This is a genomic window from Nostoc sp. JL34 (genome assembly GCF_017114945.1).
Classification (GTDB): domain Bacteria; phylum Cyanobacteriota; class Cyanobacteriia; order Cyanobacteriales; family Nostocaceae; genus Nostoc.
The window spans coordinates 22,953-35,813 of record NZ_JABXKQ010000131.1 but is presented as its reverse complement, the minus strand read 5'-3'; the positions used below and the strand labels follow the sequence as shown (position 1 = coordinate 35,813).

Below are 12,861 nucleotides of genomic sequence, written 5' to 3'. Positions count from 1 at the left end.
CCGCGGACTAAGGTCAAATTAAGGGTTTGAAACCCACGGAGGTGGGTTTTGTTTGTCTAGCGAGGTTTCTAACTGCCCGTTTCGCTTAAGTTGACTGATGTGATCGCATTTTCATAACTCATCAGGGTTAACGCCTAACTCTCGCAGTTGTGCTGCTAATCTGTTAGCACGTTGACTTTCTCGTTCTAGCGGCGTGGGAAGCCAATTCCCGAATGCATCATACCAACGTAGCCACAATCTCTCAATTTGTTGGTAAGAACCTTGCCAAAGTCCTAAGCCCAGTTCCAAACCCGGCATCCACACCCGTGGAGTACTCAAGTCCAATTCGCTGTAACTATCTGCAACTAATTGGAATACTTGGAGTTTGTCACTGTAGCGGTCAAAAACAATGTAGTAAGGAACTCGCAAAATCCGCTCATAAACTTCCCATTTGGTCGGTGGTTGGTTAATTTCCCGCAGAGTTTGTCCTAAGTCTTCTTTTTCAGTGCCAGGAGAAAGCAATTCTACCACTACAAAAGGAGCGACCCCTTCTTGCCAGATAACATAACTCAGACGCAAGTTTTGCTGTTCGTAGAGACGCGAAACTCCCACAGCAGCAAACCAGTCTGGGCGTTTGTACCATAGTGTATGCCGCAGGTCATAGTAAAGGTTTAAGTCACTGGCAACAAATACTTCCTCTGCTGGATAGTTAGGTGGACAGAAGGTTTCGCGCAGAAGTTGGGGCTGAAAAAGGTGAAATTCGTCAGGCAAACCAGAGTCCTCCGGGTATTCACTGGGAAGATCGTACATGGTTGGTAGGACTTCTTTGGGAGAGAGAGGCGGGTCTGTTTGGTACATAACGGGAATCTTGACCGACTAATTTTAAGTTAACGGATCGCAGTAAAAATTGAGTCAAAATCAAAAATATTTTCTTCTACCTGAGAAAGACGCGATAAATTGCGTTTTTAGTCTTTACTGAAACAGGAATGAAAATTTTCTTTATTAGTCAGGCAAACGTTTTTTAGAATTGCCTGAAGGCTACTGAAACTAGTTTCTGTAAATACTATTGTTGGTTGATAAAATGAGCCAGGTTTTGCAATATCCACTCCACAATGTACTAGAGTCCCGTGCCCGCTTGGGTGAAGGCCCCATCTGGGATTCTACCCAAAACCTACTGTACTGGATCGATATTTACAACCATCGGGTACATCAGTTCAATCCTGCTACGGGGAAAGACTTGTTTTTTAATGTGGGAGATGTCGTAGGTGCGATCGCAACAGCAGGTAAAGATAGATTAATTATGGCACTGCGTCATCACTTGGCATTTCTCCACACCCAGACAGGTGAAGTTACTCCTATTTTGGAAATTGAAGGAAATCTATCAGATAACCGTCTGAATGATGGCAAATGTGACTCTCAAGGACGTTTTTGGATCGGCTCAATGTGTTCTTTAGAAAAACCCCAGGCTAGCCTTTATCGCTACGATCATGACGGTTCATTACATATCATTGAAACGGGTTTGACTATCTCTAATGGTCTGGGGTGGAGTCCCGATCAAAAAACATTTTACTTGAGTGATTCTCCTCACAAAAAGATATATGCTTACGATTTTGATTCAGTAACAGGTAACATTACTAATCGCCGGATTTTTGTTGATTTAACTCATGAATCTTTCTACCCAGATGGGTTGACGATAGATAGTCAAGGAAATATTTGGTCAGCTATGTGGGATGGATGGTGTGTGATTCGTTTCAATCCCAAGGGTGAAGAGATATTGCGGATCAATTTACCTGTGCAATTACCAACCAGTTGCACTTTTGGCGGCGAAGATTTGCAAACACTCTACATTACCACTGCTTCAGTTGGACTCAGCCAAGCGGAGATAGGAAAAAGTTTCTACTCAGGTGATTTATTTGCTCTCAAAACTGATGTTACTGGATTACTTAGCTATGATTTTGATAAATAAAGTAGTATCAGTGTCAAGGTGAGGCGCTAAATTGCCTCTCATATTTGTTCAACTCAACTATTTATTTGTTTGTGAATTCTAAAAATTCCGAGTTTTGAACTTTTGATCTTGAAGTTCCGGGTTCAAAAGTGCAACTTCCGGGTTCAAAGGCGCAACTTCCGAGTTCAAAGGTGCAACTTCCGAGTTCAGAGGCTCAACTTCCGAGTTGAAAGAGACTTCCAAATAAAAAAACATCAGTCCAGTGGAGCTTTTTTAGTTTAACTTTGTACTTAAAGGTATATTTTCCCTAGTTGGAATTTGTGGTATAAGGTAAATTACTCCAGATATTAACGTCAAGGCAACAGAGTGCTAATAATTAGGGTAAGGATTGGATAAACTGAAAGGAAATGTTTGTAGTCAAAGGCTTTGGCAGTGGTTTTCCTTGTGCTTGGTAATCTTCAATCAAAAGTTCCAGCACTTCCTCACCATTCTTGAGAGCATCTGCGTAGGTATTTCCATGAGTGTGCATAGGGGCCAAACTCAGGTAGGCTGACAACGTACTTTTTATCTTCATCAGACCACTGAATTACAATACTATATTGTCGTTTCATTAGTGCTAGCTTTTTGCGGCAAAAGATAAATACCCCCAGAGATTAAAGTCAAGGCGACAGAAACCCAAAAGGCAATCAGAGAGGGACTTTGCCATACTTCAGGTAGTGGTGCAATCAGAAGTGCGATCGCAACTATTTGACTAACAGTTTTGAGTTTACCCCAAATGTTCGCCCCGGTAATTGTCGTTTGATTTACCCGCCAACCAGCGATCGCTAATTCCCGCGCTAAAATCAAAAACACTCCCCAAGCTGGCACTTTTCCTAGTTCAATAAAAACCAGCAACGGCGCAAGTACTAGAAATTTATCCACTAAGGGGTCAAGAAACTTACCCAACTCACTAACTTGGTTGAGTTTCCGCGCTAAATAACCGTCTAACCAATCAGTTAACGCCGCAACGATAAAAATTGCCAAACATATCCACCTAGCTTGTACTGTAGGATTGTACAAGCCATAAAGCAGAAATGGTACACCCAGAAGGCGAGAGAAGGTAATCCAGTTGGGTAGGGTCATTGAAAATTAAAAATTAACTAGTGTAAAAGCAACAAACAGCCAAGCAAATATGCAAAATATATGCAGATTAGTGTATCTGAGTGTGCCTGCGTGGGAAAATCTGTTTTCTGAAGCTCTCTTAAAACAATACTATGACTGAACACACAGACTCCCAATTCCGCATCGAACGCGATTCGATGGGCGATCGCCAAATTGCTAGTAGCGTTTATTACGGCATTCAAACGCTACGAGCGATTGAAAACTTCCCTATTAGCGGCATAAAGCCTCTAGCTACTTACGTAGATGCTGGATTAATCATTAAAAAAGCTACAGCAATTGTCAATGGAGAACTAAATTGCATTCCCCAAGATATTAGTCAGGCGATTGTGCAAGCAACTGATGAAATCTTAGCTGGGAAGTTCCGCGATCAATTTGTTGTGGATGTTTATCAGGCGGGTGCTGGAACATCCCACCACATGAATATCAACGAAGTTTTGGCAAATCGCGCCTTAGAAATACTTGGTGAAGAAAAGGGCAATTACAAACGTGTTAGTCCCAATGACCACGTTAATTATGGGCAGTCTACCAATGATGTGATTCCGACTGCAATTCGCATTGGTGGATTATTGGCATTATCTAAGACATTACACCCAGCTTTAGATGGTGCGATCGCATCTTTAGAAAACAAAGCTGTAGAATTTCAAGATATTGTCAAATCTGGCAGAACCCACTTACAAGACGCAGTACCCGTGCGTTTGGGTGAAAATTTTCGGGCTTGGGCGCAAATTCTTACAGAACACCAAAACCGGATTTACACCGCCTCTGGAGATTTGATGGTGCTGGGTTTGGGAGGTAGTGCAGCCGGAACAGGGTTAAATACTCATCCTCTATATCGCGCCCGTGTGGTAGAAGTTCTTTCAGAATTGATTGAAACTCCTTTAGAACCTGCACCGCATCTCATGGCAGCTATGCAGAGTATGGCACCATTTGTAAATGTTTCCGGTGCTTTACGCAACTTAGCCCAGGATCTAGTCAAAATATCTCATGATTTACGGTTGATGGATTCGGGGCCAAAAACAGGCTTGAAAGAAATTCAACTCCCTCCAGTGCAACCCGGTTCCTCGATTATGCCAGGGAAATATAACCCAGTCATGGCAGAGATGACATCAATGGTGTGTTTTCAGGTGATGGGTTACGACAGTGCGATCGCTTTAGCTGCACAAGCCGGACAATTAGAATTAAATGTGATGATGCCGTTGATTGCTTATAACCTAATTCACAGTATCGAAATTCTCGGTAATACCATCGCCGCACTTACCGAACGCTGCATTGAGGGAATTACAGCTAATAAAGAACGTTGTTTAGCTTATGCCGAAGGCAGTTTAGCTTTAGTAACCGCACTAAATACCCACATCGGTTATTTAAATGCCGCAGCTGTCGCCAAAGAATCTTTAGAAACTGGTAAATCCCTGCGGCAAATTGTTTTAGAACGCGGGTTGATGAGTGAAACAGACTTAGCCACAGTCTTAAATCTAGAACAAATGAGTGGTATCTTACCGCTTAAAACAGAATAATACGTTATGGGGCATTGGGAATGGGAAAGAGGACACGGAGACACGAGGAAATTACTCACCGCGTCACCCCAATCCCCAGTCCCCAATCCCCAGTCCCCAATCCCCAATCCCCATACCATGCAAACTCAAAAACCATCTGTTAGTCTCATTCGGGCTACATCTTACGAACGAGAGGCTTTACGAGAATCCTTAGTCACGCTGCTGGAACCTTTTGGAGGAATGGCAGCGTTTGTAAAAAAAGGCGATCGCGTTTTACTCAAACCAAATCTACTTACAGGATCGCGTCCTGGTAAAGAATGTATCACCCGTGCCGAACTAGTTTATGAAGTTGCCCAAATGGTAATTCAGGTTGGCGGTAAGCCATTTTTGGGCGATAGTCCTGCTTTTGGTAGTGCCAAGGGCGTAGCAATAGCAAATGGCTATCTGCCTATTCTAGAAGAACTCAATCTTCCCATCATCGATTTTCACGGTCAGCGTTACCAAACCGTTAGCGACAATTTTAACCATCTGCGGCTGTCTAGAGAAGCAATGGAAGCAGACGTAGTGATTAACCTACCGAAAGTGAAATCTCATGCCCAGTTGACATTAACGCTGGGCGTAAAAAACTTATTTGGTTGCGTCCCTGGCAAAATGAAAGCTTGGTGGCACATGGAAGCGGGAAAAGACGCGAATAGATTTGGTGAAATGTTAGTAGAAACTGCTAGAGCAATTAACCCTAACTTAACCATATTAGATGGCATCATTGGTCATGAAGGTAATGGCCCTAGTAACGGTGAACCCCGCCAACTAGGCATTTTAGCAGCCGCATCAGATATATTTGCCTTAGATCGGGCAATGATAGAAATTCTCAATGTTCCTCCTGAACAAGTGCCCACAGTTTCAGCTTCCCAAAGGCTAGGAGTTTGTCCAGAACTTGCTGCCATAGAGTTTCCGCATTTAAATCCTGACTTATTAAAAATAGAAGATTGGCGACTACCAGATAATTTGATGCCCATCGATTTTGGTATGCCCCGCGTAATTAAATCTACGTTTAAGCATCTTTACACCCGATTTATCAAGGAACCAATGAGTGTTTATGTAAGGGAGTAGGGAGTGGGGGAGATGACAAAGACAAGGGGACAATAATCCATCTCCAATCCCCATTACCTCTTATCCCCAAATCCCCAATTTAGCAAATATACCTGGCGATTAAAAATCGCGGTTACACAAACGTACTCCTTCCCTATGGGACGCTACGCAAACGGAGAAGCAAGCTACGCGTAGCGTCTCACAGAGAAGTCCGCCTACGCAAACTCAAGGAATTTTAAACCCACGGAGGTGGGTTTTGTCTGTATAGCCACGAATTCCATTCGCTAGGGCTAGGGGTATTTTTACACTCATTGAGATGCTCTTAGTGCAAACTTCGTTACAACAATTTCATTTATTAAGAGAGTAATCTGTAATTACCCTCCGATTGCTTAACCAGACCGCCCTATCATAGTTAGTGGCGGTTTTTTTAGCTGATTAATTTGTTATACAGGTTCTCGTTTTAGATTTTGATTTATCCAAAAAAGTTATACGGATTTAGGATCTAGAAATTGGGATTGGATATTTTGTTCAGATATGAGTATGAGCAAAATCTGGCGATAACGCACCACACCTCTACGTCACCTTCTAAAATATTTTTTCCTCTATCTATATATAGATTGACAAAATTGCTGTGATCTTAAATAAATTTAAAAATTTAAATTAGTAAATATTTGTTTAGTGGTATTCACTGAATCCATACTGGATAACACAGTTAATGTATCTGTATTTATTCGGTAGTTATGATTGGTTACAAAAATCATTCCGACCCATTTCTTCTCTGGTGTCAAATATTTTTGTGTAGAACTACCGTCTAAACAATCGAAAATACTGAATATCTATCAGTGCAATTGCTGTTTTGTATTCTGTATCACAAATTAGTAATTCCAGTAAAATGACCTTATCAAAGGCGTTGCAGGATGTTATAATCATGAAGTATCGGACAAATAGATTTTGCTAATTAATCTTTAAGCAACGAAAAAATGTTGTTTATGATGCTGTTAAAGTTGGCTTTACGTATGCAAACTGTTACAGCATACAGGGAAACATCTGAAAATATTAATCACAAAATAAAACATGATTTGTTGACTTGTAACTTGGTATTAAGAATTCCATGTATAGAAACGCTATTATGACAGTTGTAAAACTGGTTTAGCTTGTAGAATGATACACATTTTACAGTTTAAAAATAGCTAAAATAGCATCAAGACTCTCACTCAGAGAGTAGACCTACACAGTGTTACGAAGAACTTCAATTTTGTATGAATTCAAATAGCCAGTCTGCCAATTCTACCGATACATATTCCCAACGTTTGGCAGACATTGTGGGAACTGCGATCGCTCTGTTGACTCTTACCCTACCCGTATTTGTCATCGCCCACTATTCTTCAACTAATGTTCAAAATAACCAGCAACCCCTGATCCAAAACCTCCAAGGAAATCAAGATTGATAAAGCTTTCCAGTGGTATTTCCCCACGGTAAGACCTACAAGAAAGCAGAACACTGATTTTAAGACAATCTTTGTAAATATTGGATGTAGTTCATCCAATATAAGCTGAATCTGGATTGTGTGACTCTAGATTTCAGTTGGATTAACAGAGTTGGGGCAAAAATTCCTCCAACAGCAATTAAGGGTGGAGGATATCCATAATACCTTCTTGGAAAAAGCGTTGCGAACAAACTTCACAACGCTTTTTCCATTTTTTGGCTAATTTAAGGGAACTGGGGAGACGAGGGAGAAATCAATTCAAAATTCAAAATTAAAGAACTCCTGCCTCTTGTGCCCAATCTCCAATACCGTAGAACAAATCCTTGGGAAGAGATCCATATTGCCCTAAAATTCTACACGGGGAGCGAAGCTGACTAGAGTGCCCCCATGATTCACTGTTATCAGAGGAGTTTTTTGTGGACTTATCCCGTATTCCTGCCCAACCGAAACCGGGTCTAATCAACGTTCTGATTGAAATTGCTGGCGGAAGTAAAAATAAATACGAATACGACAAGGAACTAGAAGCTTTTGCTCTAGACCGAGTACTTTATTCCTCGGTACAATATCCATACGACTACGGCTTTGTACCCAATACTTTGGCTGATGATGGCGATCCCCTAGATGGTATGGTCATAATTGACGAGCCGACCTTTCCTGGCTGCGTTATTGCTGCGCGGCCGATTGGCTTCTTGGAGATGATTGACGGTGGCGATCGCGATGAAAAAATCCTTTGTGTTCCTGACAAAGATCCGCGCTACACTCAGGTAAAATCCCTGAATGACTTAGCGCCACACCGCTTAGATGAAATTGCCGAATTTTTCCGTAGTTATAAAAATTTGGAAAAAAAGGTAACTGAAATTCTTGGTTGGCAAGATGTAGACAAGGTTGCAGCTTTAGTAGAAAAATCCGTCAAAGCTTATAGAGGATAATAGAGGAGTTAGGAGTTAGGAGTTAAGAGTTATGAATTTTTATTCCTAACTCCTCACTTTGATAACTTTCGCTTGTTACGGATTTTAAAATCTGCCACCAACCCCAAACCAGAATGCAGCGTACTCTCCTTTTGGCAAAGATTCATAACTGCACCCTCACAGGGGCGAATATCAACTACGTAGGTAGTATCAGCATTGATGAAATCCTTTTGGAAAAAGCTGGTATCTTACCTTATGAACAGGTGCAAGTAGTTAATAGTGCCAACGGTCAGCGTTTTATTACTTATGCGATCCCCGCTCCAGCCCATTCAGGAATCATTGAGCTAAATGGAGGTGCGGCACGTCTAGGCATTATTGGCGATCGCTTGATTATAATGACTTACGGGCAGTTCACTCCAGAAGAGTTAAAAAGTTACTCTCCTACGGTAGTCATTGTGGACGAAAAAAATAGGCTGTTGGAAGTGCGGCGCTACGATGACCTGCTCAGTAAGGTCTAATTTCAAGAAAAATGTCAAATTTTGAGTTGTCGGGTTCCCAAAGCTACATACCTGAAAAGTCCGCTACCATGCCAAGTAGTCCAGCAGGTGAATTTCTCGTGCAATTCTGGGGTGTAAGAGGTTTGATTCCCACTCCAAGTAGCAATACTAATCGTTATGGTGGTAATACCGCTTGTCTAGAAATGCAGGTAGCTGGGAAACGCTTGATTTTTGATGGCGGTACTGGCTTACGCATACTGGGTAAAACTTGGCAAGAACTACAACAGCCATTAGAAGCCCATTTATTTTTTACCAACTGTCAATCAAACCGAATTCAAGGGTTCCCCTTTTTTGCTCCCGCATTTATTGGGGAAAATTGTTTCCATATTTACGGCACAGCTGCCTCAAATGGAGCCTCAATCAAACAATGTCTGTACGATCAGATGCTCCAACCACACTTTCCTTACCCTTTACAGGTAATGCAGTCGGAATTGCAGTTTTACAATCTAACTCCAGACAGTGATCTGAAATTAGATGATGTCACTATTACAACTGCATTAATTAATCAAACTCAGCGGTCAATTGGCTACCGTGTCACTTGGCAAGAGTATAGTGTTGCCTACGTCACGGATTTGCAGCAGAATGAAGATCAAGTGGAGCGAGAGCGGATTTTAGAGTTCATTAAAGGCGTTGACTTGCTGATTGCCAATGCCACTTACACTCCGCCGACATCTCACAATCATGACTCTGCTGATTTACTCTGGCAAGCTGCGGTGAATGCGGCTCTGAGTGCTGGCGTCCATCGGCTAGCTATTTCTCATCATCACCCAGATGACCATGATGATTTTCTTGACCAAGTTCAAGTCGATATTAAATCTGCTTTTTCTCAAGCCATACTAGCCCATGAAGGTTTAGTATTAGCTGTTGGTAAGTAATTTAAGACTCTTATTGGCAAAGTGTAAATTTACCCCAGCTTTAAGCGAATGGAATTCGCGGCTACACTGGCATTGTCCGCCTCCGCGGACTAAGAAAAAATTAAGAGTTTGAAACCCACCTCCGTGGGTTTTGTTTGTGTAGAGGCGGTTTCTAACCGCCCTTTTAACTATTCCACAAAATTAAAATTGGCTATTGCCCCTACGAAGCATTTTGTAACTCAGCGGTGCGGATTGAAAGCTGCTGTGTCTGATTACCTCGTTGCACTTTCACCTGTAATACTTGACCAAGGCGACTGTCTTCCACAACATTCTGTAATTGTTCAGCACTGGTAATTGCTTTACCATCAACTTGCAGAATTACATCCCCACGCCGGATACCCGCAGATGCCGCTGGAGAATTGGGGACAACTCGCATGACAAAAACCCCATTAATTTCTGGTATCTGAATCGGAGAGTTGGGATCGGTGTTATTTTGCTTGGCAAGATCGGGTGTCAAAGTTAGCATTTGCACACCTAAATAGGGGTGAGCAACTTTACCATCACGTTGGAGTTGTGCGGCGATCGCTTTGGCTTTATCAATAGGAATCGCAAACCCAATACCCATCGCATCAGGGCGAATAGCTGTGTTAATGCCAATTACTTCACCTTGGCCATTTAATAGTGGCCCGCCAGAGTTCCCAGGGTTAATGGCGGCGTCTGTTTGAATGAAGTCCAAGCGTTTGTCACTAATACCGACTTGGGCGCTAGAACGTTTGAGGGTACTGACAATTCCCAAGGTAACGGTATTATCAAATCCCAAAGGATTACCAACTGCGATCGCCCAGTCTCCTACTTGGACATTGGTGGAAGAACCCAAAGGCGCGACTGGTAAATCGTTACCAGCGTTAATCTTGACTACTGCCAAATCTGTGACTTCATCAATACCCTGAACTTTCCCTTCAAAGGTGCGGCCATCTTTGAGTCGGACTGTTACTTTATCAGCCTTATCAACCACATGAGCATTAGTCAAAACTAACCCGCTTTTGTCAATAATAAAACCTGAGCCTAAACCACGTAACTGTTCAGAAGGCATCTGTTGAGAGAAACCCTCACCAAAAAACCGACGGAAAAAGGGATCTTCTAAAAAGGGATCAGCCCGACGAGCAATTGTTCGCTCAGTATCAATTCTGACAACTGCTGAACCAACACGATTCACTGCTGCTGTGACAAAGCTAGTGCTACCGATCGCAGCACTAGCTGGTGATTGCCGTTGGGCAATTAGTTCTGAAGTACCCCCAGTAGTTATTGTGGGGGCTGGTTCGGCTTGGGAAGGTAACACCTGCAATGTGCTAACTGTTAGCATGGCTCCAAGTGCGATCGCTAAAACATGAGTACTAAGTTGACGTAGAGACCGAGATAATTTGGGAAATTGCATAATCACAACCTAATTTATCAGCTTAATTGTTGCTTAGTCGTGACAAATCTATTTACAGTTATTTTTACTTCAGGTTTCGCCTGCTCTTTCCACTACTGGGGTTAGGGCATTTTGCGAACTACCTGTAATCAACTTAATGGAAAATTTAACCCAAAAGCTATTATGGACATTTACCCTTTACAAGTTCGGTTTTTACCCATCCATAAAACTTTTGGATTGCTAACAAGACTAGCCCACTGTCTGTTCTAACCGTCGTGGACTATGGATAAACTAACTTTTGTATAAAATTTCATTCCGATTAGCTGCGCCTAGTTGGGGTAAAGAGTTGATGACTGAGTGGGGAGTCAGGGCAACAGGAACGGTGGGAGGTAGTTGTAATTGTTTGACAACACTTTGCAAGAGTTGGTCTTGTCCAGTCCGCAAACCCCAGACATTTGTCCCCCGGTTGATAATAGCAAACCAAACCAAACCGCGATCGCGTGTGGGCATCACTCCCGCCAAAGCGCTCACATCCCGGAGAGTACCAGTTTTGATCACAGTCGCTAGGGGAATATGTCTAGTGTGTAGTGTCCCCCGGTGATCGAATCCAGACATGGGGAACAAGTCAGCTAGATTCAGTTGATGGGCAGATGCCTCCGCTTGAATAGCCATAAACATGGCACAAACAGCCCTAGGGGAAATGCGATTTTCGGGGCCCAGTCCAGAACCATTGATTAACTGAATTTCTACTTGTGGAACTCTAGCAAGGCTAGCAGCAGTTGATTGGACTACAGTTGCTCCTCCAACTGAGTCTGCCAGCATCTCTGCCATATCATTGTTACTGTAAACATTCATTTCCTTGAGCAGTTGCTTCAAGGGTAATGAGCGATGACGCAGTAACAAAGTTTGTTGAGGGTTGGGTTGCGCCTCAACTTTCACCGCCCCCGCAATTACAACTTGAGGTTTGGGTGTTCCCTTAGGCATGATTGAGTGTGTGTAAATAGCGGGGCGTCCCCAAGTCGCACGATTTAGTGTTTGCTTGAGCATGAGACCCGCTAGCATCGGCTGACGTTGGAAATTCATGGCAAAACTGCCAGTAACGATCAAATTTCCCTTTACCTGCTTGATGCCCATTTTATTGAGAGTATTACCAAGAGCGATCGCTTCTTCCCAAACAAACAAAGGATCGCCACGGCCAGCAATGACCAAATCACCCTGTACAACTCCATTTACCACAGGCCCAGTAACACTCACCAAAGTATCAAATTGGTAATCTGGCCCCCAAGTTTTTAAAGCAACTAGTGAAGTGGCAATTTTGGTTAAAGAGGCAGCTGGCAAAGGTGTCGTACCTTGGTGATTTGCCATTAGCATCGGCCCTGACTGCATCCAAATTCCCTGACTTTCAGCCAGATTTTGCGCCACCACTTTTGATGTTATGAGCTTTTTCAGATATTCCTGCACCGTAGTCGCCCCAGCTGGATTTGGATCAGGGGCAAGAACCAAGCCAGGGCTACTTTGCCAAGTTAGTGCATCTAGGGCATCTAGAGGCTTGATTTGTACCCCGGCCATTTCCAGCCAAAGCGACACCAAACCTGAACCCAATAATTCCAGCATTTTTTATTCCTCTGTTAGGATCTGATCCGTTGTTTACTGTGCTAATATACAAGCTTTTTTAGGATAATCAGTATTGAGTCATAATAACTGGTGTTTTTCTCATCTGTAAGTAGGGTGAATAATATTGTTTTTATGGCTCCTTTGACAATGCCAAAATGCCCATTGCTCATTAAAGATAGCCTCATGAGATTTGTGACGAAAATACTTATACAGTAGACTTTTTGATATGTGGAGATATTAAGCCATTAGCCTAATTCAGGAACGGGCGATCTACAACTGGCTGTGACATTCGTTAGCCACGCAGGAGCGTCTGACTCGCTAACGCTGCGCTATGGTGACGCCATACTATAACCTTGAAGC

General features: G+C 42.7%; 12 protein-coding genes and 1 pseudogene. 7 read left to right on the top strand and 6 right to left on the bottom strand.

Going from position 1 to position 12,861, the window contains the following annotated elements; all coding sequences use genetic code 11:
• Nucleotides 1–111: 111 nt before the first annotated feature.
• On the bottom strand, nt 112–837 hold the full coding sequence (locus HWQ44_RS23510) for a Uma2 family endonuclease (RefSeq protein WP_292723757.1): 726 nt from the start codon (nt 835–837) through the stop codon (nt 112–114).
• Nucleotides 838–1,060: 223 nt separating this feature from the next.
• Here HWQ44_RS23510 and HWQ44_RS23505 point away from each other — a divergent pair, with 223 nt between their 5' ends.
• Nucleotides 1,061–1,945, top strand: a complete 885-nt coding sequence (locus HWQ44_RS23505; protein WP_292723751.1) for an SMP-30/gluconolactonase/LRE family protein — start codon at nt 1,061–1,063, stop codon at nt 1,943–1,945.
• Between the two features lie 78 nt (nt 1,946–2,023).
• Here the strand turns inward: HWQ44_RS23505 and HWQ44_RS23500 are convergent, their stop codons facing one another.
• The 3 genes and pseudogenes from HWQ44_RS23500 to pgsA form a co-directional block, all read right to left on the bottom strand.
• Nucleotides 2,024–2,179, bottom strand: a complete 156-nt coding sequence (locus HWQ44_RS23500) for a hypothetical protein (RefSeq protein ID WP_292723749.1) — start codon at nt 2,177–2,179, stop codon at nt 2,024–2,026.
• Between the two features lie 121 nt (nt 2,180–2,300).
• A pseudogene (locus HWQ44_RS23495) lies at nt 2,301–2,535 on the bottom strand (type II toxin-antitoxin system HicB family antitoxin).
• Nucleotides 2,519–3,046: a CDP-diacylglycerol--glycerol-3-phosphate 3-phosphatidyltransferase gene (pgsA, locus tag HWQ44_RS23490; protein WP_292723747.1), complete on the bottom strand. Its 528-nt coding sequence runs from the start codon at nt 3,044–3,046 to the stop codon at nt 2,519–2,521. Before pgsA ends, HWQ44_RS23495 begins: the two are co-directional and overlap by 17 nt.
• Before the next feature lie 131 nt (nt 3,047–3,177).
• Between pgsA and HWQ44_RS23485 the strand changes: the two genes are divergently transcribed.
• From HWQ44_RS23485 to HWQ44_RS23460, 6 genes are all read left to right on the top strand, one after another.
• Nucleotides 3,178–4,599 carry an aspartate ammonia-lyase gene (locus HWQ44_RS23485; RefSeq protein WP_292723745.1) on the top strand — a complete coding sequence of 474 codons (1,422 nt, stop codon included), beginning with the start codon at nt 3,178–3,180 and terminating at the stop codon, nt 4,597–4,599.
• A gap of 117 nt (nt 4,600–4,716) precedes the next feature.
• Nucleotides 4,717–5,688, top strand: a complete 972-nt coding sequence (locus HWQ44_RS23480; RefSeq protein ID WP_292723828.1) for a DUF362 domain-containing protein — start codon at nt 4,717–4,719, stop codon at nt 5,686–5,688.
• A gap of 1,238 nt (nt 5,689–6,926) precedes the next feature.
• Complete coding sequence (locus HWQ44_RS23475; protein ID WP_292723742.1) at nt 6,927–7,115, top strand: hypothetical protein; 189 nt, start codon at nt 6,927–6,929, stop codon at nt 7,113–7,115.
• Between the two features lie 455 nt (nt 7,116–7,570).
• Nucleotides 7,571–8,083, top strand: coding sequence for an inorganic diphosphatase (locus tag HWQ44_RS23470; RefSeq protein ID WP_292723739.1), 513 nt, complete (start codon nt 7,571–7,573; stop codon nt 8,081–8,083).
• 113 nt (nt 8,084–8,196) lie between these two features.
• Nucleotides 8,197–8,580: an aspartate 1-decarboxylase gene (gene panD / locus HWQ44_RS23465; RefSeq protein ID WP_292723737.1), complete on the top strand. Its 384-nt coding sequence runs from the start codon at nt 8,197–8,199 to the stop codon at nt 8,578–8,580.
• An 11-nt stretch (nt 8,581–8,591) separates the two neighbouring features.
• Complete coding sequence (locus tag HWQ44_RS23460; RefSeq protein ID WP_292723735.1) at nt 8,592–9,494, top strand: MBL fold metallo-hydrolase; 903 nt, start codon at nt 8,592–8,594, stop codon at nt 9,492–9,494.
• A gap of 199 nt (nt 9,495–9,693) precedes the next feature.
• Here the strand turns inward: HWQ44_RS23460 and HWQ44_RS23455 are convergent, their stop codons facing one another.
• Nucleotides 9,694–10,908 (bottom strand): HhoA/HhoB/HtrA family serine endopeptidase, encoded by a 1,215-nt coding sequence (locus HWQ44_RS23455; RefSeq protein ID WP_292723733.1) that lies wholly within the window; start codon nt 10,906–10,908, stop codon nt 9,694–9,696.
• Nucleotides 10,909–11,178: 270 nt separating this feature from the next.
• On the bottom strand, nt 11,179–12,501 hold the full coding sequence (locus HWQ44_RS23450; RefSeq protein ID WP_292723730.1) for a D-alanyl-D-alanine carboxypeptidase: 1,323 nt from the start codon (nt 12,499–12,501) through the stop codon (nt 11,179–11,181).
• Between the last annotated feature and the right edge of the window lie 360 nt (nt 12,502–12,861).